A 22,425-nucleotide genomic window follows, 5' to 3' on the forward strand; every position below is an offset into this window, starting at 1 on the left:
TCGGCAGGCCTTTCTGATCAAGGGATTCCGAGAGCGGTCGGCGCGGGATTCTCAGGAGGCCGTGTCCTGGTTCCTTCGCTCGAAGTCGAGCAGCGCCCCGCGCAGCCGGGCGGCTGCGCCCGTGCCGGAGGGACGGCCGTCCGCGCCGACGACGCGATGGTCGGGCACGAGCACTGCGAGCGGGTTCCTGCGCACGGCCGCCCCCGTCGCGCGGTGCGACCCGGATCTGCCGATGGCGTGGGCGAGCTGAGAGGCCGTGAGGGCCTCCCCATAGGGTATGCCGCGCATGCCCTCCCAGACGACGAGCTGGAAGCTGCTCCCCTCGGGGGCGAGGGGCAGGTCGAAATCGCGCCGTTTGCCAGCGAAGTACTCCAGGAGCTCTGTGGCTGCGCGGTTGGTGAGCTCGCTGGGGCGTCGTTCGCCCTCCATCGGCACGTCGCCGAACGCGACGTTGGTGACGCCGCTTTCAAATGCGCGGATCGTGACGGGCCCGTGTGGCGTGCGGTACGCGTAATACGTGGCGGAGCGCATGGTCATGGGGCCTTCTTTCGATCGGGTCCTCCTATTATAGTGCAGGCTCTCGGTCGTCGCGTCGGCCTTTTCGAGGACGATGGGCAGGCGTTCGCGCCTTTGCGCGTCGGGGTGCCCCGTCCGCGGGGAGGGGCGGCATGTGTTTTTCACCTCTCGGCGACGTCGGACGGGCGGGCGCGGAAGCGTTGCGCTAGAATGGACGACGTATATGCGACGGAAGGGGTCAGAGCATGTTTGAACCGGTCAAGATCGCGCCGTCCATCCTGTCGGCCGATTTCGCGAACCTTGGGCGAGACGTCGCCCTCGTCGAGGAGGCGGGGGCGGGTTTTGTGCACGTCGACGTCATGGACGGCCATTTCGTGCCCAACCTCACGATGGGGGTTCCGGTGGTGAGGTCGCTCAAGCGCGTCACGTCGCTGCCGCTCGACGTCCATCTGATGATCGCGAACCCCCTCGAGCAGCTGCCATGGTACCTCGACGCCGGTGCGGATTCGGTGACCGTTCATGTTGAGCCGCTCGACGCCGAGGAGCTCTCGCGCGCCGTGGAGGCGATCCGCTCCGCCGGCGCAAAGGCGGCTGCGAGCGTGAAGCCGGACACGCCGGTCGAGGCGCTTCTGCCAGTCTTGGCCGATCTGGACATGGTTCTTGTCATGAGCGTGGAGCCGGGCTTTTCGGGTCAGGGCTACATTGAAGGAAGCGAGGGGAAGGTGGCGCGCGTCGTGCAGCTGGCGCGTTCGTTGGGGGTGAATCCCCTTGTCGAGGTGGATGGCGGGATCGGCCCCGCCACGGCGGCGCGCGTGGCGGCGGAAGGGGCTGACGTGCTCGTATGCGGCAGCGCCGTGTTTGCCGCCGGCGATCCCGCTGCAGCTCTCGCGGCGGTGCGCGACGAGGCGGAGAGCGCGCGCCTCGCGTCGCTCGAGGCTGCCTCGAAGGGGGCGTGATCGACCGTGGCCTTCGATCCCGACACCTACGTCTACCTCGATTACGCAGCCACCGCCCCTCTTTGCGAGGAGGCTGCGGCCGCGATGGCGCCCTACCAAGTCTCCGGTCGTGCGAACCTCGCCGTGGGGGCGAACGCGAACTCGCTGCACGGTCCCGGACGCGCCGCGTTCGAGGCGCTCGAGGCCGCGCGCCGCTCGCTTGCCCGCGATCTGGGCGCTCGACGCCCCTCCGAGATCGTGCTCACTTCCGGAGCCACCGAGGCCGACGATGCCGCCGTGCTCGGCATCGCGCGCGCGGCGGCGAAGGAGCGTCGCCGGCGAGGCGCGGGAGCTGCGTTCATTCCGCATGTGGTCACAACGGCCGTCGAGCATGACGCGGTCCTTGCGCCCGTGCTCCGCCTCGAGAAGGAGGGTTTTCGCATCACGCGCCTCTCTCCGAATCGCCAGGGGTTCGTCGAACCCTCCGCGCTCGCCGAAGCGCTTGGCCCCGACACGGTGCTCGTGTCGGTGCAGGCTGCGAACTCGGAGGTTGGCAGCGTCCAGCCCGTGGCCGCTCTCGCGCGCGCGTCGCACGATGCGGGGTCGCTCTTCCATACCGACGCCGTCCAGGCGCTTGGCAAGATCCCGCTCGACCTTGGGGCGCTCGGCGTGGACGCGGCGTCGCTGTCGGCGCACAAGGTGGGAGGGCCGAAGGGCGCAGGCGCGCTCTACCTGCGCTCACGCACGCCCTTCGAGGCGCACTTGATCGGGGGAGGCCAGGAAGGCGGAAGGCGCAGCGGCACGCAGAACGTGGCGGGCGCCGCGGGGTTTGCCGCCGCCGTCCATGCGGCCGTGGGCATGCTCGAGGGCGAGTCCGTTCGCTTGCGCGCGCTGCGCGACCGCCTGTACGCGCGGCTTGCGGAGATCCCGGGTGTCGAGCCCACTGTGGTCGTCGAGCCGGAAAGCGAGGACTTCCTACCCAACATCGTGCACGTGCTCGTCGACGGGTTCGAGAGCGAGACCCTCGTCCTGCGGCTCGACATGCAGGGGTTCGGCGTCTCGGGCGGTTCGGCATGCTCGTCTCATTCGCTCGAGCCGAGCCACGTGCTGCGCGCGCTCGGCGTGGATGCGGACAGGGCGTTGGGGGCTTTGCGCGTTTCGATGGGGCGCTGGACCACTGAGCACGATGTCGACTCCTTCGTCCGTGCGCTCGAGGCGAGCTTGGATTGGAACACGTGAAAAGCGGAAAGGATCCGTCATGGAGCTTGTCACCACGCATACGCACACCTGCTTCACGAACCACGGCGAGGGAACGGTGGGAGAGCTGGTCGCGGCCGCTGCCGCGGCGGGCGTTTCCACCATCGCGGTGACGGAGCACTATCCGCTCTCCGATGCGTTCGATCCGGTTCGTTACGTGTCGATGGGCGCAGAGAGGGTGGGGGAGTATCTCGCCGCCGTCGAGGCGGCGCGCGCCGCGCATCCCGAGATAGAGGTGATCGTCGGTTGCGAGCTCGATTGGCTCGGCGACGACGAGGACCGCGACCTCTCGCATGAGGACTTCTCGTCGTTTCAGGTCGTGCTCGGTTCGGTTCATTTCGTGGACCATTGGCCGTTCGACGATCCTGCCCAGCGAGATCGTTGGGACGAGGTGGGCGTCGACGCCATCTGGCGGCGCTACTTCGAGGTGTGGTGCGAGGCCGTCTCTTCCGACGCGCCGTTCACCATCATGGCCCATCCCGATCTGGTCAAGAAGTTCGGCTTCATGCCGAGCTTCGATCCGCAGCCGCTCTACGAGCAGGCGGCCGAGGCGTGCGCTGCCGCAGGGCGCATGGTGGAGGTGAACACTTCGGGGTTGCAGTACGCCTGCAAGGAGATGTTCCCAGCCCCGGCGCTTCTCGCGGCGTTTTGCCGTGCGGGCGTCCCCTGCACGGTGGGGACCGACGCGCATGCTCCCGAACATGTGGCGCGCGGCATCGAGCAGGCGTACCGCCTCATGGCGCAGGCCGGTTATCGAACGGTAACGGTGCCGACAGCCGACGGCGGGCGCCGCGAGGTTACCATCGAATAGCCCGCACCGGTGCCCTTGCGCGTGCCGGGCGGGCTCCTGTCGGTCCGGAGGGGCTTGGAGGGAAGACGACGTTGAAAGGTGGTTGCCATGGTTGGAGCGAAGAAGGATCGGAAGAGGGAGGACTCATCCGAAAGGGGTCTCGCCACGCGGTCGTCGGGCACCCTTTCGAAACCCGCGCCCTCCCTCACCGTGGGCGCGCTCGAGCGGGCGCTGCTCGCAGAGTTCCCCGTCGTCGACGCCGAGACGTGGGATCGCACGGGGCTGATCGCGGGAGATCCCGCGCGCCTCGTCTCAGGAGTGGCCGTGGCGCTCGATCCCACGACGAGGGCCGTGGAGGCCGCGGCGGATGCGGGGGCGAACGTCCTTGTGACCCATCATCCCGCCTTCCTTGCCCCTCCCGACTCTTTCGCGCCCGCTTCCTCGCCTGCGGTCAGTCCGGGCGCTGTTGTGTGGAAGGCGATCGAGCGCGGTGTGGCGCTCATGGCGTTCCACACGGCGCTCGACGTGAGCGCTCGCGCTCAGCGCGTGCTGCCCGGCATGCTGGGCCTTTCGTTTGAGCGGGTGCTCGAACCCTTGCCGGGGGCGCCGGACAAGGGGTATGGGCAGCTGTGCGCGGTCGTCGACGAGGGCGGGCTTTCGCTCGGGCAGCTGGCCGCGCGCTGCACGTCGGTGTTCGCCCGCCCGCCGCGCGTCTGGGGAGGCTTCGACCGGCCCCTCGACCGGGTGGTCACCTGCACGGGGTCGGCGGGCGACCTCGGACGGGCGTGCCTCGGGGCGCGGGCCGACTGCCTCGTGTGCGGTGAGATCAAGTACCACGAGGCGCTTGACCTCTCTCAGGCGGGCCTCGCCATCGTGGATCTGGGTCATGACACGAGTGAACTGCCCCTTGCGGGCGTGCTTGCGAGCGCGGTGGAGGCCGTCGGCGTGCCCGGCGAGCGCGTGAGCGTGATCGCCCAGCAGGATAATTGGGCCTATCCCGAGACAGTGCGGATATAATGGGGAGAGCGCCGCGGACGGCGATTTGACGAGAGCGAAGGGATCCCATGCGCGTAGACACCGACGACCTTGCCATGCTGCTCAAACTGCAGCACATCGATTTGGAGATCCTGCGCGCTAAGAAGCGCCTCGAGGAACTTCCTCAGCGCGCGGCCATTCTCGAGGCCCGTACGAAGAGGAAGGCCGTCGAGCAGAAGCGCGTCCGGCTTGACGCGCTGCGCGCCGACGCCGACCAGAGGCTGGCGAACGTGGGCGACGAGGACGCTGCGCTTGCCGAGAAGCAACGCCGCGTGCAGGCCGAGATCGATGAGGCTCACGGTGATTACCGCAGCGTGGAGGCGCGTTCGAAGGAACTCGACGGCTTTGCGAAACGCCGCGCGGCGCTCGAGGCCGAACTCGCGGCGATCGGCGAGGAGCTCGAGAGGATCGAGGGCGTCCAGGGGCAGGTGGCGCAGATGCTGGTCGCTCTCGATGAGAAGGAGCGCGCTGCCACCGAGTCGTTCGTGAAGGAGGGCGGCGTGCTCAAGGACGTCGTTTTCCGCGGAGAGGCCGAGCGGACGGCCTTGGCCTCCTCGCTGCCCGAGGAGCTCCTCGCCTCCTACGAGAAGACCGCGGCCCGCACGGGCGGCGTTGCGGTGGGACGGTTGCAGGGGGAGAGCTGCGGAGCGTGCCGCATGGCCATAGAGAGGGGCCGCCTCATCGACATGAAGGGCCAGGGAAACGTGGGCGTCTGCCCCCAGTGCGGCCGCTTGCTCGTTTTGGAGTAGCGAGGCGAGGGGGGGGGCGTGCGCCCTCCGCCTTGCCGGTTCTCTGGCCGCTCCTCGCAGCAAAGCGTGCGAGCGCGAGGTGCCGTTGTCGCCCGAAACGGTCGGTTTTCGCGCTGGAACCGACCGTTTCGGGCGACAACGCGGGTGCGGGTTCCGTCGACGGGCGTCCGTTCGCTGCCGAAAACGACGAAAAGCCCGCGAAAGCGAGCTTTTCGTGTCATGCGGTTCGCCCTGTGGGGTGCAGAAAAAGCTCCTGCGCCGAAACACCCTATTCGCTGCCGGGCCCGAAGACGCGAACGGCGAGACAGGGCGAGATTCAGTGCAGGAGGCTTTTTGCTCAATCGGGCGCGGTTCTCCGTCCGCGGGATCGAGGAAGGGGGCTACGCGCGCTCGACCTTGCCGGCCTTCATGCACTTCGTGCAGATATTGGCCTTGCGGACGCGACCCTTGCTGTCCTTGATCGTCACCTTCTGGATGTTGGGACGGAACCAGCGGTTCGTCACGCGGTGCGAGTGGCTGATGCTGCGCCCCGCGACCGGCGCCTTGCCGCAAATTTCACAAACCTTCGACATCGTTCTCTCACTCCAATTACGTCGGTTGCTCGTCGGCTTAAGCCGTTGTTGGCAAAAAAGCCCTCATACTATAGCACATAAACTGAGCCGGTCACAAGAATTTTTCGTGTAGTATGCTCTCTGTTGCGATCCGGCGCGACGCACAGTTCGGGGCCCATGCGCTATACTGCTCAAACAGCGTCTCGTCGTGCGCGGAGGGGTCCGCGCCGTGAAAGGAGTGCCATGAGCGACACGATACCGGGCAACCTCCATGTTGCCAACGACGTTCTGGCCGACATGGTCGGCAACGCGGCGCTCGAGTGCTACGGCGTGGTGGGCATGGCAGCCCCCAGCGCCGCTGACGGCATCGCGAAGATACTCCCCGCCTCCCGCCTGCGTCGCGGAGTGGTGGTTTCCGCAACCGATTCGGGGGTTCACGTGGAGCTCTACGTGGTCATCGAGTACGGCACGAACATCAACACGGTGTCCCAGAACCTCATCGACCAGGTCTCGTTCGCGCTTACCGAGTACGCGCGCGTCCCCCTCGACGGGGTCGAGGTGCACGTGCAGGGCGTGAAGGTGCGCAAATAGCGCCAAGGCGGCTTCGACGGGCCGCAGGGTCGCCGAGGAGGGAGGGGCGGCGCGATGCGGCGTGTACGCGTATAAAGGAGAATCGAAAGCAATGTCAGAATCCTACACCGCGAACGATCTGCTCAACGCCATCGCTGCGGCGAGCAAGACCCTGAGCGAGCGAAAAGACGAGATCAATCGTCTCAACGTCTTCCCGGTTCCCGACGGCGACACGGGCACGAACATGTCGTTGACGCTGGAGACGGTCGTCGAGAACCTGGCCAAGCTGCCCATCGGGGCCGAGGCCGTCGAAATTCGCAAGGCGATCACGACCGGGGCGCTCATGGGCGCGCGCGGCAACTCCGGTGTCATCACCTCGCAAATTTTGCGCGGCCTGTGCGAGGGCAGCGTCGGGCACGAGCTCGACGCCGTCGGAATCGACGCGGCGTTCTCCTCGGCCGTCGAAGTGGCGTTCCAGGCCGTGCGCAAGCCGGTGGAGGGCACCATCCTCACCGTTCTGCGTGACAGCGCCGCCGCCGCGAAGCGCGCGCGCAAGAAGAAGCTCTCCACCGACGAGGCGCTCTCCTCCGTGGTCGAGGAGGCCTACGCCTCGGTGCAGCGCACGCCCGACCTTCTGCCCGTGCTGAAGGAGAACGGCGTGGTGGACGCGGGAGGTTTTGGCCTCGCCATCTTCTTCGACGCGTTCGCTGCGGCCCTCACGGGAAGGGAGGGCCCGCTCGGCGACGAGCTCGCGTTCGCGCGCAGCGCCGCTCCTAAAGTCGAGATCGAGCAGATCAACGATTGGGAGGGGTCGGCGTACCGCTACTGCACCGAATTCCTCGTGCATTCCGAGGACGTCGAGGTGGACGCGGCGAAGGCGTTCCTGCCCACGATGGGCGACTGCGACCTCATGGTGGGCATGCACCCCAACTTCAAAGTGCATGTGCACTCGAACCGCCCCGACGAGGTGCTCGGGTGGTTTCTGGATCGCGGCGCGCAGGTCTCCGAGGTGCACATCCACAACATGCAGCTGCAAAGCGCCGCGCGCTCGGATGCGCTCGCGGCCGAGCAGGCCGTCGAGCGCAAGCCCCTTGGCTTCGTGGCCGTGGCCGCAGGCGAGGGCAACGCGAAGATACTCGAGAGCCTGGGGGTTGACGTGGTTGTGTCCGGCGGGCAGACCATGAACCCCTCCACGAAGGATCTGCTCGACGCGATCGGCGCGGTCAACGCTGAGTCCGTCATCGTCCTGCCGAACAACAAGAACATCGTCATGGCGGCCCAGAGCGCCTGCGATCTGGCCGATATACCGTGTGCCGTCGTGCCAACGAGAAGCGTTCCCGAGGCGTTCGCAGCGCTGTTCGGTTTCGACGAGGATGCGAGCCTCGAGGAGAACGTCGAGTCGATGACCGAGGCGTATGCGGAGGTGAGGACCGGCGAGGTGACCTGCGCCATCAAGGACTCGAAGGACGCCCATGACAATCCCATAAAGAAAGGCGACGTTATCGGCATTGCGGACGGATCCATCGAAGCCGTGGGCTCTTCCGTCGAAGACGTTGTGCTCTCGCTGCTGACTGCGATGGGCGCCGCGGAGGCGGACACGCTCACCATCCTTGCGGGCGAGGACCTCTCCGACGAGGCTTTCGATGAGCTTGTCGAGCGCATCGAAGTCGCCTTCGACGAGCTGGAGGTGGATGCCCATCGCGGCGGCCAGCCCCTGTATCCTGTTGTGATGTCGGTTGAGTAAAACCGTTGCGTCGCTCTCCGAACGGCGCACCTGCTCGACGCTGCGGGGCGCTCCGGCGCCGAATCTCGACCCTAGTGCGCTGCGCGGCGCGTGCCGAAGTACGCTTGGCGGCGCGGCGGGTCGATCTTCGGCGCGAGAGCGCCCCTCGTTGGCCTTACGAACGACCTGGAGAAGTGCATGGACGCGCCTGACCGTTTAGCAGCAACGCTCGCGCTCGACGAACCCGTCGAGCGCGTTCGTCTGGTGAGCCCGTCGCGCGCTCGCGCGCTCGCGGGGCTCGGCATCAAGACGGTGCGCGACCTCGTCACCCATTTCCCGCGTCGTTACATCGATCTGTCCGCGAAGGAGACGGTGGCATCGAGCGTCATAGGAGAGTCCTGCACTATCGAGGGCGTTGCCCACGAGGTGAAGCTCAAGCGGCCGAAGCCGCGGCTTCCGCTCGTCGAGATCGCGCTCGTCGACGGTACGGGCGTGCTCGTGGTGACGTGCTTTCGCCAGCCGTGGCTTGCCGAACAAGTGAAGCCTGGCATGCGCATCGCCGTGGCGGGCAAGCTGGAGTTCAACTACGGGTTCAAGCGCATGACGAACCCCTATCTCGAAGTTCTCGGCGACGAAGGGGCGGCGGAGGGCATGGTCATCCCCGTGCATCCTGCGTGCGAGAAGGTGTCGGCTGCGTGGATGCGCCGCCTCGTGGGCAACGCGCTTTCCGCGTGCACGGGTCTGCTCGATCCGCTGCCGCTTGAGCTGCGGGCGAGATACCGGCTCATGAGTCGCGGAACTGCGCTGACGTGCATCCATTTCCCCCAGACGATGGCCGAGGCGGCGGAAGCGCGTCGGCGTCTTGCGTACGAGGAGCTGCTATTGCTCGAGCTCATGCTCATGATGCAGGCGCGCGAGCGCGAGCGGGGATGCGAGCCCGTGCGCCACGTCGTGGACGGCCCCCGCATGGCGGCGCTGGCCGCGGCGCTGCCTTTCGAGCTGACCGACGAGCAGCAAAGGGCCAAAGAAGACATCCTCTCCGCGCTGTCCGCCCCTCGCCCCGCGAACCACCTGCTTTTGGGGGACGTGGGCACGGGTAAGACGGCCGTGGCCTCCTTCGCGCTGGCTGCAGCGGCGGACACGGGGGTGCAGGCGTTGCTCATGGCTCCCACAGAGGTGCTCGCGCGCCAGCACGGCAAGAGCTTGGGGCCCCTGTTCGACGCGGCGGGCATGGGATGGGCCGTGCTCGTCGGCTCCACGCCAGCTGCTGAGAGGGACGACATCCTCGCGCGCCTCTCGTCGGGGGATCTCGACGTGCTCATCGGCACGCATGCTCTTTTGGAGGACGATGTGGCCCCTCGCCGTCTCGGCCTCGTCGTGATCGATGAACAGCAGCGGTTCGGCGTTGATCAGCGCGTTCGGCTCCTTTCGAAGGGGGAGGCGCCCGATGCGCTCTACCTCACGGCCACTCCTATCCCGCGCACGCTCGCGCTCGCGCTCTACGGGGGCCTTACGCTGTCCTACCTTAAGCGCCGTCCGCATGGCGCGGCGAGCCGTTCGACGAAGGTCCATCGAAAGGAAGACCGCGGGCGCGCCTACGATGCTGCGCGCGCGGCGCTCGCTCGCGGTGAGCAGGTCTACGTTGTGTGCCCGCTTATCGGCCAGGACACTGGAGAGCGTGATGCGAAGGCGGCAGGGACGCGCCGGCGCGAGGCGGACGAGGAGGCTTACGAGTACGCGGCCATCAGCATCGAAGGGGAAGGAGACTTCGAGGGCGACGACGTAGCCGCTGCTTCGAAGGAGGCCGCCTACCTGCAGTCCCACGTGTTCGCCGACTATCGCGTCGAGCTTTTGCACGGGCGTATGGGCGCCAACGAGAAGCAGGCGGTCATGGAGCGCTTTCGCCAAGGCGAGACGCAGGTGCTCGTGGCCACCACCGTCATCGAGGTGGGCGTGGACGTGCCCAACGCCACGGTCATGATTGTGGAGGATGCCGACCGCTTCGGCCTCGCTCAGCTCCACCAGCTGCGCGGGCGCGTCGGGCGGGGCGAGAAAGACGCGGAGGTGCACCTCGTGTCCGCGTCGAAGTCCGATGCCGCGCTTTCGCGCCTCGCCGCCATGGAGCGCACTGACGACGGTTTCGAGCTGGCCTCCTTCGATCTGTCGCTGCGGCGCGAGGGAGACATCCTGGGCAACCGCCAGCATGGCGCATCGGCGCTCAAGCTCGTGAACGTCGTGCGCGACGGGAGGATCGTCGAGGCCGCCCATGCCGACGCGCTCTCCCTTCTCGAGGAGGACCCTGGGCTCGATCTGCCCGAGCATCGCGCGCTCGCCCGCGAGGTTCGCCGGACGTTTCACGAAGACAACGCCGCCCAAGGAGGCTGACATGAGGATTGTCTCGGGCCAGTTCAAAGGCCGCCCGCTTAAGGCTCCAAGGGGTGATCGCACCCGTCCCACCACCGATCGCGTGCGCGAATCGACGATGAGCGCAGTGGCGAGCGCGCGGGGAGGCTTCGAGGGCGCTGTCGTGCTCGATGCCTTTGCCGGATCGGGAGCGCTTGGGCTCGAGGCGCTCTCGCGCGGGGCGCGCTGCGCTCATTTCTACGAGCGCTCGGGCGAGGCTCTGCGCGCGCTGCTCGGCAACGTGCGAACGCTCGGCCTCGACGAGGTTCGCGCCCGCGTCCATCGCGCCGACGTGCTCAAAGAGCCGCCCGTCTGGGCAGCCGAGCCGTTCGATCTCGTGTTCCTCGATCCCCCCTACGCGCTCGGCGCGTCGGAGGCGCTCGGCGTGCCGGCCGCCCTCGCGGCGCGTGGCGCGCTTGCGAAAGGGGCGTTCGTTGTGTACGAGCATGCGGTCTCGACGTGCGCCGATGCGGACGCAGCGGCCGATGCGGGCGGTTTGACCCTTGCGCGTCGCAAGAGGTACGGCGATACTGTCGTGGATGTCCTGCGCTTCGGTGCGCAGGACGGCGCCGAAGAGCGAGAGAAGGACGGGAACCTCCTATGAAACGAGCACTCACGCCCGGAACGTTCGATCCCATCACGAGCGGGCACCTCGACGTCATCACCCGCGCCGCCCAGCTGGTCGACGAGGTGGTGGTGGCGGTGGCGGTCTCTCGGAAGAAAGGGCCGCTGTTCAGCCTCGAGGAGCGCGTCGATCTCGTGTGCGCGGCCACGAGCCATCTTCCCAACGTGCGCGTCGAGCCGTTCGACGGCCTGCTCGTCGACTTCGCACGCAAGATGGACGCAACCGTGGTGGTGAAGGGCCTGCGCGCCATCACCGACTTCGAGTACGAATTCCAGATGACGGCGCTCAACTACCAGCTGAGCCAAGAGCTCGAGACCTTGTTCATCATGTCGCCGCCTCAGTACATGTACCTTTCGTCGTCCATCGTGCGCGAGATTGCGAGCCTTGGGGGCGACGTGGCGCGCTTCGTGCCCCCGTGCGTGGTCGGGGCTCTGGAGGGCAAATTCGCCTCGGCCCGTTGACGGCGCGGAAGCAAGTCGGCGACAGGTGGCGCTCCGACCGGGAGAAATGTGCATGCTTTGTGCATTGGAGGGCGGCGTGGGCGGCTTTAATGCTAGAATGATGCGACGCATGCGCGCTCGATACCTGCGCGCGCTCACGCAGATAAAACGCAGCACGCCAAGGTGGAAGGACGATCATGGACGAAACAGGAGTCTTGGGGCTTTTGGAAGAGCTCTCGATTCTGCTTGAGGACTCTAAGCCGGTGTTCGGCAAGAGCAACATGCGCCAGGTTGATATCGCCGCGGCGTTCGAGATCATGGATGAGATCCGCGACACGTTCCCGAGCGAGTTCGCCCAGGCCCGTCAGATCGTGCGCGAGCGCCAGAGCCTGCTCGACGACGCCGAGGCCGAGGCGAACCGCATGATCGAGGACGCGCGCAGCCAAGCGATGACTATCGCGAGCGAGCAAGAGATCGTGCGCATCTCGCAGCAGCAGGCCGATCAGGTGCTCGCCGACGCGCGCGAACTCGAGCGTCAGACGAGGGCCGGCGCCGAGGATTACGCCGACGAGGTGTTCGGCCATGTGGAGCAGAGCCTCGACACGTTGCTCGGCAACGTGCGACGCTGCCGCGACCGCCTCAACGCCAACTCGATGGCCGCAGGCCGCTGATGTCCGACGCGCGCGTGTTCATCCCCGCCGAGCTCTTTGCGCCGGCGGAGACTTCCCGTTTCGAAGGGGCTCTTCGGCTCCCCTGCTTGGAAGCCGGTTTTGATCGTTACCGGTTCCGGGAGCCTTTGGCTTGGCAGGTTGATGTGACCAACACGGGCGAAGCGCTGCTCGTGTCCGGCACGGTGGCCGGAGAGGCCGAAACGGAGTGCGCGCGCTGCCTCGACGGGTTCGTGCTTCCGCTCGAAGGCGAGGTGGAGGGCTATTTTCTGCTCGACGCCCGCGACGAAGCGCCCGAGGGCATGGATGACGACGAATTCGACGTTCTGCCCGAGGACCACGTGATCGACCTCGAGCCGCTTCTGAAGGCCGCTCTTCTGCTCGAGCTTCCTCTTGTGCCGCTGTGCGGTGACGACTGTCGCGGGCTGTGCCCTTTGTGCGGGGCGGACCTCAATGAAGGACTGTGCACCTGCGAGCGCAACGGCGAAGACGGCGAGGGCGATGCGCCTGCCGGACCGTTCTCCGTGCTCAAGGATTTTCCCTTTGAGAAGGAATGACGCCGCTGCGCGCGTTTGCGCGCGAGAGGTGGCTGCGCGTTTCGCGAGCTACTATCGTCCTTACAAGGGGTTGCTCTTCTTCGATCTCGTCTGCGCAACGGCGCTCGCAGGGGTCGACTTGGCGTTTCCGCAGCTGCTCAATTTCTTCACAAAGGAGTTCTTCCAAAGGCCTTCCGGGGAGGTCTTGGCTTCGCTTGGCGGAATCGCGCTGCTGTTCCTTGCCTTGTACGCGCTGCGGACCGGTTGCCAGTACTTCATCACGAGCTGGGGGCACATCATGGGAGCGCGCATGGAGGCCGACATGCGTCGCGACTTGTTCGCCCAGTACCAGCGCCTCTCCTTCAGCTACTACGACCGCAACAACACCGGCGAGATGATGAGCAGGTTGCTCACCGACCTGTTCGACATCTCGGAGTTGGCACACCACGGTCCTGAGAACTTGTTCGTGTGCGCGCTCAAGATAGCGGGATCGTTCGCGCTGCTGTTCCTTGTCAACGTGCCGCTCACGGCCGTCATGCTGGCGGCAACGGCGCTCATGGCGGCCTACGCGCTGTGGCGCAATTACCGAAAGCGCGTCGTGTTCACCGAGAACCGCAAGAAGATGGCCGACGTCAACGCGCGCTTGCAGGATTCGCTCGGCGGCATCCGCGTGGTGAAGTCCTTCGGCAACGAAGATGTCGAGATGGGCAAGTTCGCACGCGCAAACGAGCGGTTCGTGTCCACGAAGGAGAGCTCGTACCGGTTCATGGGGTCGTTCCATGCGGTGAGCTCGGCGTTCACGGGAGTCCTGTACGCGATCACCGTGGTGGGAGGGGGCTACTTCGTCGCCATGGGCGAACTCGACGCGACGGATCTGGCGATCTACGCCCTCTACATCGGGATATTCCTCTCGCCAATCGAGGTGCTCATCAACTTCACCGAGCAGTTCCAGAAAGGATACGCTGGTTTCCGCCGCTTCGTTGAGGTGCTCGCCCTGCATCCAGACATCGTCGACGCACCGGGGGCGTCGGATCTCGCCGAGCTCGAGCGCGCCCGAAACGGCGGTCGCGCTCCCTCGTCGGTGCGCTATCGGGGGGTGAGCTTCAGCTACGATGGCGAGCACGAGGTTTTGCGCGGGCTCGACCTCGACGTGCCCGCGGGCGCGACCGTTGCGCTCGTGGGGCCTTCGGGCGGCGGTAAGACCACCACGTGCTCGCTTCTGCCGCGCTTCTATGATCCGACGGCAGGATCGGTGGAGATCGACGGCATCGATGTGCGCTCGCTCACCGTATCGTCCTTGCGCGACGCCGTCGGCATCGTGCAGCAGGACGTGTACTTGTTCGGAGGCACCATTCGCGACAACATCGCCTATGGGCGTCCGGGCGCTTCGGACGAGGAGGTCGAGCGGGCGGCGCGGTTCGCGAACGTCCACGATTTCGTCATGGGCCTGCCAGACGGCTACGGCACCTTCGTCGGTGAGCGCGGCGCGCGTCTGTCCGGTGGCCAGAAGCAGCGCATCGCCATCGCGCGCGTGTTCCTGAAGGATCCGCGCATCCTCATCTTGGACGAGGCCACGAGCGCGCTCGACAACGAGAGCGAGCGGGCCATTCAGCGTTCGCTCGCCGAGCTGTCTGCCGGTCGAACGACGATCGTCATCGCGCACCGGCTGTCCACGATCCGCAACGCCGACCTCATCGCCGTCATCGAGGGCGGCCGCGTGGCGGAGGTGGGCACCCACGTGGAACTGCTCGGCCTCGGCGGAATATATGCGCGCTATTGCGAAATGCAGTTCGGGCCCATGGGGGAGCGTCGGTCCGCTCTGTGAGCTCTGTGCTCGTTTGGGAAAATGTGTCCGTAGACCCCTTGCGATAGGGTGATGCCTTTGGTATCATACTTTTTCGCGTGTTTACCGAGTGAAAACGAGCGAGCGTTCGCGCGCCCGACGTACCTGAAGGAGATAGAGAGCCATGGCTGTACCTAAGCGCAAAATGGGCCGTGCCCGCACCCACGCCCGTCGCAGCATCAACGATAGGATCGCTGCGCCTTCGCGTTCGGTGTGCCCGCAGTGCGGCGAGGCGAAGCTTCCGCATCGCGTGTGCCCGAACTGCGGCTTTTACAAGAACCGTGAGGTCATCGAGACCGAGTAGCCCGGTTCACGTCCGCGCGTCGGCGTTGTTCGGCGCGCATGGAAAGCCTCCCCGCACATCGCGCGACCGCGCGACGCGCCGGGAGGCTTTTTGCTAGGGTCCGCCGCCGCAAGGCGCGGGCGGGCCGATGCCGCGAGGCTTCGATGCACCTGATCATGCTCACCCCTCTTCGCGGGAGAAGGGCCGACGCGCTTGCGGCGCTCGGCGGGGAAGACGCCATCAGGCACTTCGAAGCCTCTCGCCGAACGTGTTGCGAGAGGGAGGTTTGGAATGCCCGACACAGTGACCATCGCCGTGGACGCCATGGGAGGAGACGACGCACCCGGCGTCGTGCTCGAGGGCGTCGAGGGCGCGCTGTCATCCGATCCGGCCCTGCGCGTCGTGCTGTGCGGCCCTGGCGAGGTGGTGGAGCCGTTCGCTGCAGTGCACGAACGCTGCGTGGCCCGGGTCGCCTCCGAAGTCATCGGCATGGCCGAACATCCGGCGGGCGCGGTGCGCGCGAAGAAAGACTCCTCCATCGTGGTGGGCTGCCGGCTCGTGAAAGAGGGGGCGGCCGACGGCTTCTTCTCCGCAGGCTCCACGGGGGCATGCTTGGCGGCCGGGACGCTTGTCATGGGGCGCGTTCGCGGCATCGCTCGGCCGGCGCTCGCTACGGTCATCCCGTCGCCGGTGAGGCCTGTCGTCATGAGCGACATCGGAGCGAACGCCGATTGCAAGCCGGAGTACCTCGTGCAGTTCGGCCAGATGGCGTCTGTCTACGCCGAGAAGGTTGTAGGCATCGACCGCCCCCGGGCGGCGTTGCTCAACATCGGCGAGGAGGACACGAAAGGCTCTCAGTTCGCTCAGGAGGCCCACCGTCTCATGAAGGAGCGCTTGGAAAACTTCGCCGGCAACGCGGAAGGCGGCGACATCCTGTCCGCGACGTTCGATGTGATCGTCACCGACGGCTTCACGGGCAACGTGTGCCTCAAGACCATCGAGGGAACGTCGAAAACCCTGTTCAAGGCGCTGAAGGACGTCATGCTGGGAACCCTTGCCACAAAGCTCGGCGCGCTCGCCCTCAAAGGAGGCCTCAAGGAGCTCATGACCCAGGTGAGCCCCGACACCTACGGAGGCGCTCCGCTTCTGGGCGTGAGGGGCGCGCTTCTCGTGGGCCATGGATCGTCGAGCGCGCTCGCCATCAGAAACGGCGTGCTGACCACAGCTCGCATTGCGCGCGCCGACGTGGCGGGCGTCATCGCCCGAACGGCGGGGGGAGGATTCTCCTCCGCGAGCGGGCCGGGATCTGGTTTGATCGGGGGGACGGCATGATGGGCAGGAGCTCGAGGGCCAAAGAGGCGGCTGGGGGACGGCGGATCGATCCCGCGTTCGACGGGGCGCTCACTGACGAACAGCGGCGCAAGCTCGACCGTGCGCAGGAGGTCCTCGGCTACCGTTTCGGCAATGAGCAGCTTCTCCTGTCGGCCATCACGCATCCGTCCGCAACGGAGGGCAAATCGGTCAAGTTCTCCTATGAGCGTCTCGAGTTCCTCGGTGACAGCATCCTCGGGGCCATCGTCTCGTCCATCGCTTTCGACCGGTTCCACGACCTCGACGAGGGCGGCCTCACGCGGATCAAGGTTGCTCTCGTGTCGGGTGCGAGCCTTTCCGACGTGGCAAAGCGTCTCGGCTTCGCCGACGTCATCGTGTTCGGGTCATCCGAGACGGGCACGGGCAAGCGCGGCTTGCACTCGGCGCTCGAAAACGTCTACGAGGCCGTGGTGGCGGCGCTCTTCCTCGACGGCGGCATCGACGCGGCCTGCGACTTCGTACGCGCGACGCTCATACCGCGCATGTCGCTCGACATGGCGCGCGAGCCGGAGAACCCCAAAAGCGCGCTGCAGGAGAAGCTGCAGGAGGGCGGCATCACGCCCACCTACAAGCTCGTTGAGACGCAGGGGCCGCCCCATGACCGCACGTTCGTGGCGCAGGTGTTCGCCGGAAGCCAAGGCCTTGCGCGCGGCACGGGCCGCACGAAGAAGGAGGCCGAGAGCCAAGCCGCCAAGAGCACGCTCGCGCGCCTCGGGGAGTTCTTCGGGCTCGGTGCCACCGACGAGGAGCGCGCGGAGAAGGCCGAAGCCGCCAAAGTCGCGAAGGCCGAGAGGGCCGAGGCCGCCAAGCAGGCCAAGGCCGAGAAGGCGGCGGCCCGCGCCGAGGAGAGGGCCCGCAAGAAGTCGGAACGCGAGCGCGCCCGCCAGCGCAGGCAGGGGTAGGGCATGTACCTGAAGTCACTTGTGCTCAAAGGCTTCAAGTCCTTCGCCGATCGAAGCGCTCTATCGCTCGAACCGGGCATCACGGCGGTGGTGGGACCGAACGGTTCGGGCAAGTCGAACATCTCCGATGCGGTTCTGTGGGTGCTCGGCGAGCGCAATGCGAAGCATTTGCGCGGTCAGGCCATGGAAGACGTCATCTTCGCAGGGTCGTCCGCGCGCAAAAGCGTGGGTGTCGCCGAGGTGGATCTCGTGTTGGACAACTCGGACGGCACGTTGCCGGTGGAGTACTCCGAAGTTGCCATCACGCGCCGCATGTACCGTTCGGGAGAGAGCGAGTACCTCATCAACGGAGTGCTTGCGCGCCGCATGGACGTGCTCGACATCCTGCATGACTCGGGCCTGGGCACGGGCACGCATTCCATCATCTCGCAAGGTTCGCTCGACTCGATCCTGCAATCGAGGCCGGAGGACCGTCGCGCGCTCATCGAGGAGGCCGCTGGCGTGCTCAAGCACAAGCAGCGCAAGGCGAAAAGCGAGCGCAAGCTCGCCGCCATGGACGCGCATCTCGCCCGTGTGAGGGATGTGGCCGCCGAGGTCGAGCGCCAGCTGGGGCCGCTTGAGCGCAAGGCCAAGCGAGCGCGTGCCTACCAGGAGCTGGCTGCCGAGCTCGCCGAGATGAGCCTCGCCTTGGCCGTGGACGACCTGCGCACGCTGCGAGGCGGCTGGGACGAGGCGTCTGCGCGCGAGAAAGCGCTCTCGGCCGAGCTTGAGGAGAAGCGCGCCGCGATCGCGAAGGCCGAGGAGCTGTCCGAGGAGTTGCAGGAGCGCATCAGGCGCGAGAGCGCCGATGCGGGCGAGCTGTCGCGCCGCCATCGCAGAGCGTCGTCGGCAGTTGAGCGGTTCGATGGGGCGACGCTGCTTTTGCACGAGAAGCGCCGCGCTGCGCAGGGCTACGAGGCCGAGCTTCGCGTGACGCTCGAGGCGAACAAGGGCAGGCGCGCCCAGGCCGAGGGCGACCGCGCGCAGGCCGAGGAGCAGTTGGCCGAGGTGCGCCGCGAGCGGGCTCGCGCCGACGCTGATGTGGAGCGCCTCGCATCCGACCAAGCGCGCAACGCCGAGAGCCGGCGCGCCCTCGAGCGCGAGGCCGACGAGCTTGAGCGCGCCAAGCGGGACGCCGAGCGCGAGCGCGAGCGCGTCCGTCGCGAGTTGGCCGAGACGCAGGAGTCGCTCGCAAGCGGTCTGGCGCACGTGCGGCTCATCGAGGGGCACGGCAAGGAGCTCGAGCTGCAGCTCGAGCGCGCGCAGACCGAGGCCTCGTCGTTGTCGAAGGCGGCCGAGAATGCCGAGGCCTCCCGCGAGGAGGTCGCCAAAGAGGAAGGAGCCGCCCGCGAACGGGTAGGCGCGGCGCTGTCCGCTCGCGAGGCCGCTCGCCGCGCGTTGGACGAAGCCCGCGATGCGGCGTCGTCGCTGTCGTCGGAGATACGCGGTCTCGAGGAGCTCGAGCGCGCGAGCGCCGTGTCTGGGCCGGCCCGCGCATGGGTGCTCGACCATGCTGACGATCTTGGAGATCGCATCGAGCCGGTCGCGCATGCCGTGCGAGCCTCGGAGGGCTTCGAGGCGCTTGTCGAGCGCCTGCTCGGATCGGATGTGTCCGCCCTGCTCGTGGATGATGCGTCCCGCGCGCGGGCGGTGGCGTCCGCATTGTCCGCCTGCGAGGAGGAGGGCGAAGTGGTGCTCATGCCGCGCGCGGGGGAGGCGCGGGCCGCATGTCCCGCGCGCGAAGCCGCGGCTGCCGGCTTGGGCCTCGCGCTCGTGGACGAACTGTCGTACGCCGACGCCGACGCCGACGCTGTGGAGGCGCTGCTCGGCGACGTGGCGGTGTGCGACGGCGTTGAAGAGGCGTTCGCGGCGCACGCATGCGGAGCGAACGGCGTGCGCTTCGTGACGCGCGACGGTTGCGTCGTGTGGCCGAACGGCAAGGTGAGCCTTGGGGCGGCGGTCGTCGACGACGAGGAGGGGGCGCTTGCTCGCGCCAGACGGTTGGAGGAGCTGCGTTCGCGGCGCGCCGCCGCCGAGGAGGCGCGCGCCGCCGCCGAGGAGGCCGCCGAGGCGGCCGAAGAGGAGCTGCGTCGCGCGCAGGCCGACAGCCTCAAGCTTTCGCAGAGGCTCGCCGAGCTGCGGGGGACGGCCGATGCTGCCCGCGCTGACGCCCGACGGGCCGAGGAGAAGCTCGCGAGCGTGCGCCGCGAGTTCGAGGACATCGAGCGCCAGCGCGCCCAGGCCGAGCGCACGGTGGCCGAGGCGCGTCCCTCGGCCGAGGCGCTCGAGTCGCGGCTCGGCGAGCTGGGTCGGAAGCTCGAGGAGGGCGCTGCGCGTTTCGACGAGGCGCAGGAGGCGGTCGTGCCGTTGCGCAAGGAGGCGGCACGCGTGCGCGACGCTCTGGCTGAAGCCAAGCTCAAGGCCGCCACGCTCGCCGAGCGCGAGACGTACACGGCCCGCGTCGTCGACGCCCGTGCGCGCGACCTCGAGGCCGTCGCCCGAAGCGACGCCGAGGCGAGGGAGGCTTTGGCGAGAAAAGTAGCGGCGCAGGAGCGCGTCGAGCCTCTGCTCGCGCTCTTCGAGGAGCTTGAGGCGAGCGCACGGAGGTGGACTCGCGAGCTCGAGGATGCCGCGTCCGCGGCGCAGGACTCCTCGGCGGGGCTGCATGCCCAGGCGAACGACGCCCGGGCCGCCGCCCGGGCGGCCCATGATGCCTTCGACGATGCGAACGCGCGGCTTTCGGCGGCGCGCGTGGAGAAAGGGCGTCTCGAAGTGCAGGTCGATGCGGCGGTGAACGCCATCGTCTGCGATTGCGGCGTGCCGCTCGACCGCGCGCTCGAGGTGCCCGCGCTCGAAGATCGTGGCGCTGCGGAGGAAGCGGCATTCAAACTGCGCCGCCGCATCGCGAACATGGGCACCATCAATCCCGATGCGGCCGAGGAGTACGAGCAGATCAAAACTCGCTACGACTACCTGTCGGCCCAGCTGGCCGACCTCGACGGCGCGCGACGCGCGCTCGCCAAGATCGTGCGGGTGATCGACGCGCGCATGAAGGACGACTTCGTCCGAACCTACGAAGCGGTGGACGCGAACTTTCGCGAGATATTCGCCGTGCTGTTCCCCGGCGGATCTGCGAGCCTCTCGCTCGTCGATCCCGACGACCTGGAGAACACGGGCGTGGAGGTGACGGCGCAGCCGAGGGGCAAGCGCATCACGAAGATGATGCTCATGTCCGGCGGCGAGAAGTCCTTGACGGCGCTTGCGCTCCTGTTCGCGGTGTACCGCATTCGCGCAACGCCGTTCTACATCTTGGACGAGGTCGAGGCCGCGCTCGACGACTCGAACCTGCGCCGCCTGACGGCCTACCTCGACAGTCTGCGCGACTCCACGCAGCTCATCATGATCACGCACCAGCGCCGCACGATGGAAATGGCCGACGTGCTGTTCGGCGTGTCCATGCAGTCTGATGGCGTGACGAAGGTGGTCAGCCAGAAGCTCGAGAACGCCCTGCGCCACGCGGAGTAGGGCGCGCCTTGTGCCGCACGGGGCGGAGCGCACATGACGGGATTCCTGCACGGCGGGCCTCGGGCTTTCGATGCGCAGGAATCCTTCGCTTCAGGTTCGCGTCGGCCTTCGCACATCGCGCGCGAAGGCCGACGCGAAAGGTTAGCCGAGCAGGATCGGGACGATCACGGTGAGTGCGAACACGGCCATGAGCGCCCAGTTCGCCTTTGTCAGGGCGTGCACGGCGGGGCTCGTCGTGCGCCGTGCCTGATCGAAGCCCACGGAGCCGAAGAACACAATGGCTACGGGCAGCTCGAGCTTTTCGGCGCCGTTCGCGTCCCCGAGGGCGAGTTTCGCGAAATACCAGATGAACAGTGCCATGGATGCGACGAGCAGGATCAACGCGACCACGGTGTCCCGCTTCTCGCCCGCCGTCTTCTCGGTCATCCTCGGGCGCGCCTCGTCGCTGCATATCTCGGTCATGGTTCCTTCTTTCCTTTCGGGCAGGGGTCGTCTTCCCGTTTTCGGCGGGAGCGTTTGTCCATCGATGAATTCGCCCATGGTTTCGCGCGCGGTCCTTCGATGGGGTATAGTGTGATCCGCTTGCAAGCAGCGAGAGTATAGCATACTATATCCATTATGGATATAGGGAAGGAGCGCGATGGCGAAGCGCAGCCCCTACGAGACGGGGGAGCTTTCCGACAGCATCTTCCTCATCCTGTTGGCGACTTTCGAGCCGGTGCATGGATATCGCATCATGCACGACATCGAGTCGTCCACGCGCGGCGCGGTCAAGGTGGGCCCCGCCACCATGTACACGACGCTCAAAAAGCTCAAGGCGGCGGGGTGGATCGTCGAGATCGCCGAGGAAGGGGGGCGCATCCTCTACGCGGCGACCGACGAGGGCCGAAAGGTGCTGCGGCGCGACTTCGCGCGGCGAAAGAGGCTCGTCTCCGTCGCGGAGGAGCGGTTGGGGACGGCGAGCGAGGAGGACGATGGCTAAGTACCGGGTGTGCGGCGGCTTGGCGATGGCGGTCGAGCGCGACATGGAGCTGCTCAAGGACATGAGCGCGAAGGGATGGCACGTGTGCGGCCTGTCCGGCGGCCTTCTCTACCGTTTCGAGCAGGGCGCGCCGCGCGATTTCGACTACGCGGTGAGCTTCGTGCTCGATTTCACGCCGGATGTGCAGGAGCTGTTCCGCGCAGGCGGCTGGCATCCCGTTGTCACAGGGTCCGGTTGGCAAGTGCTACGCGCCGAAGCGGGCGCGACGCCGCTGTTCACCGATGAGGAATCGAAGGAGGAGTCGCTGCGCGCGATCCGTGCGAGAACGGGTCGATGGGCGCTTGTCTGGACGATCCTTTCGGCTGCGTTGCTCGCGGCCGAGGCTTTCCTCGACGCACAGGGCGCCGAAGTGGTCGCTGCGGCCTGTCTTGTGGGAGCGGTCGCATCGGGTGCGGGACTCGTTTGCACCGCGCTGCCGTTCCTTGGCTACTCGTTCTCGCTGCGCAGGCTCCGTTCCGGCCGGTAGCGTCGGAGCGCTTTGCGCGTCCGGATGCCGCGCCGCATCCCGAAGCCTTGCGGTCGCTGGCACCTTTGGCCTCTGCGGCCGATGCGTCCTTTAGCCGGCTCGATCCTTAGAATCGCATGCTGGTCGAAGCGACGAGGGATCCCGTGCGCTCTCCAA

The 22,425-nt window shown here is 67.1% G+C and carries 22 protein-coding genes; 19 read left to right on the forward strand and 3 right to left on the reverse strand.

Features of this window, described 5'->3' with window-relative positions; all coding sequences use genetic code 11:
- Window positions 1–51: 51 nt before the first annotated feature.
- Window positions 52–537: a methylated-DNA--[protein]-cysteine S-methyltransferase gene (locus tag B5F40_RS05770; protein ID WP_087193425.1), complete on the reverse strand. Its 486-nt coding sequence runs from the start codon at window positions 535–537 to the stop codon at window positions 52–54.
- A 224-nt stretch (window positions 538–761) separates the two neighbouring features.
- Here B5F40_RS05770 and rpe point away from each other — a divergent pair, with 224 nt between their 5' ends.
- The 5 genes from rpe to B5F40_RS05795 all read left to right on the forward strand — a co-directional run bounded on the left by rpe (window position 762) and on the right by B5F40_RS05795 (window position 5,282).
- Complete coding sequence (rpe, locus tag B5F40_RS05775) at window positions 762–1,472, forward strand: ribulose-phosphate 3-epimerase (protein WP_087193426.1); 711 nt, start codon at window positions 762–764, stop codon at window positions 1,470–1,472.
- Between the two features lie 6 nt (window positions 1,473–1,478).
- Complete coding sequence (locus tag B5F40_RS05780) at window positions 1,479–2,690, forward strand: cysteine desulfurase family protein (RefSeq protein WP_087193427.1); 1,212 nt, start codon at window positions 1,479–1,481, stop codon at window positions 2,688–2,690.
- A 19-nt stretch (window positions 2,691–2,709) separates the two neighbouring features.
- Window positions 2,710–3,519: a histidinol-phosphatase HisJ family protein gene (locus tag B5F40_RS05785; RefSeq protein WP_087193428.1), complete on the forward strand. Its 810-nt coding sequence runs from the start codon at window positions 2,710–2,712 to the stop codon at window positions 3,517–3,519.
- Between the two features lie 87 nt (window positions 3,520–3,606).
- Window positions 3,607–4,515 (forward strand): Nif3-like dinuclear metal center hexameric protein, encoded by a 909-nt coding sequence (locus B5F40_RS05790; protein WP_087193429.1) that lies wholly within the window; start codon window positions 3,607–3,609, stop codon window positions 4,513–4,515.
- Between the two features lie 47 nt (window positions 4,516–4,562).
- Window positions 4,563–5,282: a zinc ribbon domain-containing protein gene (locus B5F40_RS05795; protein WP_087193430.1), complete on the forward strand. Its 720-nt coding sequence runs from the start codon at window positions 4,563–4,565 to the stop codon at window positions 5,280–5,282.
- Between the two features lie 380 nt (window positions 5,283–5,662).
- On the opposite strand, the gene rpmB is transcribed toward B5F40_RS05795, so the two are convergent.
- Complete coding sequence (rpmB, locus tag B5F40_RS05800) at window positions 5,663–5,854, reverse strand: 50S ribosomal protein L28 (protein ID WP_087193431.1); 192 nt, start codon at window positions 5,852–5,854, stop codon at window positions 5,663–5,665.
- 222 nt (window positions 5,855–6,076) lie between these two features.
- On the opposite strand from rpmB, the gene B5F40_RS05805 reads away from it, so the two are divergent.
- The 12 genes from B5F40_RS05805 (at window position 6,077) to smc (ending at window position 20,761) form a co-directional block, all read left to right on the forward strand.
- Window positions 6,077–6,424, forward strand: a complete 348-nt coding sequence (locus B5F40_RS05805) for an Asp23/Gls24 family envelope stress response protein (protein WP_087193432.1) — start codon at window positions 6,077–6,079, stop codon at window positions 6,422–6,424.
- 91 nt (window positions 6,425–6,515) lie between these two features.
- A complete protein-coding gene (locus tag B5F40_RS05810) occupies window positions 6,516–8,147 on the forward strand; it encodes a DAK2 domain-containing protein (protein ID WP_087193433.1) in 1,632 nt (543 codons plus the stop codon).
- Between the two features lie 177 nt (window positions 8,148–8,324).
- Window positions 8,325–10,511 carry an ATP-dependent DNA helicase RecG gene (locus B5F40_RS05815; protein ID WP_087193434.1) on the forward strand — a complete coding sequence of 729 codons (2,187 nt, stop codon included), beginning with the start codon at window positions 8,325–8,327 and terminating at the stop codon, window positions 10,509–10,511.
- A 1-nt stretch (window position 10,512) separates the two neighbouring features.
- Window positions 10,513–11,133 (forward strand): 16S rRNA (guanine(966)-N(2))-methyltransferase RsmD, encoded by a 621-nt coding sequence (rsmD, locus tag B5F40_RS05820; RefSeq protein ID WP_087193435.1) that lies wholly within the window; start codon window positions 10,513–10,515, stop codon window positions 11,131–11,133.
- Entirely contained in the window at window positions 11,130–11,615 is a 486-nt protein-coding gene (coaD, locus tag B5F40_RS05825) for a pantetheine-phosphate adenylyltransferase (RefSeq protein ID WP_087193436.1), read from the forward strand. Before rsmD ends, coaD begins: the two co-directional genes overlap by 4 nt.
- Before the next feature lie 176 nt (window positions 11,616–11,791).
- Window positions 11,792–12,265, forward strand: a complete 474-nt coding sequence (locus B5F40_RS05830) for an ATPase (RefSeq protein ID WP_087193437.1) — start codon at window positions 11,792–11,794, stop codon at window positions 12,263–12,265.
- Window positions 12,265–12,819 (forward strand): YceD family protein, encoded by a 555-nt coding sequence (locus tag B5F40_RS05835; protein WP_087193438.1) that lies wholly within the window; start codon window positions 12,265–12,267, stop codon window positions 12,817–12,819. The genes B5F40_RS05830 and B5F40_RS05835 overlap by 1 nt, the downstream gene beginning before the upstream one ends.
- Window positions 12,806–14,623 (forward strand): ABC transporter ATP-binding protein, encoded by a 1,818-nt coding sequence (locus tag B5F40_RS05840; RefSeq protein ID WP_239442925.1) that lies wholly within the window; start codon window positions 12,806–12,808, stop codon window positions 14,621–14,623. The genes B5F40_RS05835 and B5F40_RS05840 overlap by 14 nt, the downstream gene beginning before the upstream one ends.
- 142 nt (window positions 14,624–14,765) lie before the next feature.
- The gene (rpmF, locus tag B5F40_RS05845; protein ID WP_087193440.1) at window positions 14,766–14,945 is read left to right on the forward strand and encodes a 50S ribosomal protein L32; all 180 of its coding nucleotides are present in this window, start codon (window positions 14,766–14,768) and stop codon (window positions 14,943–14,945) included.
- 270 nt (window positions 14,946–15,215) lie between these two features.
- Window positions 15,216–16,256, forward strand: a complete 1,041-nt coding sequence (gene plsX, locus B5F40_RS05850) for a phosphate acyltransferase PlsX (RefSeq protein ID WP_087193441.1) — start codon at window positions 15,216–15,218, stop codon at window positions 16,254–16,256.
- Window positions 16,253–17,197, forward strand: coding sequence for a ribonuclease III (gene rnc / locus B5F40_RS05855; RefSeq protein WP_239442926.1), 945 nt, complete (start codon window positions 16,253–16,255; stop codon window positions 17,195–17,197). The genes plsX and rnc overlap by 4 nt, the downstream gene beginning before the upstream one ends.
- Before the next feature lie 3 nt (window positions 17,198–17,200).
- The gene (gene smc / locus B5F40_RS05860; protein WP_087193442.1) at window positions 17,201–20,761 is read left to right on the forward strand and encodes a chromosome segregation protein SMC; all 3,561 of its coding nucleotides are present in this window, start codon (window positions 17,201–17,203) and stop codon (window positions 20,759–20,761) included.
- 141 nt (window positions 20,762–20,902) lie between these two features.
- Here smc and B5F40_RS05865 read toward each other — a convergent pair whose 3' ends face one another.
- Entirely contained in the window at window positions 20,903–21,223 is a 321-nt protein-coding gene (locus tag B5F40_RS05865; RefSeq protein ID WP_140396432.1) for a hypothetical protein, read from the reverse strand.
- A gap of 178 nt (window positions 21,224–21,401) precedes the next feature.
- Here B5F40_RS05865 and B5F40_RS05870 point away from each other — a divergent pair, with 178 nt between their 5' ends.
- Complete coding sequence (locus B5F40_RS05870) at window positions 21,402–21,743, forward strand: PadR family transcriptional regulator (protein WP_087193444.1); 342 nt, start codon at window positions 21,402–21,404, stop codon at window positions 21,741–21,743.
- Window positions 21,736–22,269, forward strand: a complete 534-nt coding sequence (locus tag B5F40_RS05875; RefSeq protein WP_087193445.1) for a DUF2812 domain-containing protein — start codon at window positions 21,736–21,738, stop codon at window positions 22,267–22,269. The genes B5F40_RS05870 and B5F40_RS05875 overlap by 8 nt, the downstream gene beginning before the upstream one ends.
- Window positions 22,270–22,425: the final 156 nt, after the last annotated feature.

The sequence above is a fragment of the Gordonibacter sp. An230 genome (assembly GCF_002159915.1).
Lineage (GTDB): Bacteria > Actinomycetota > Coriobacteriia > Coriobacteriales > Eggerthellaceae > Rubneribacter.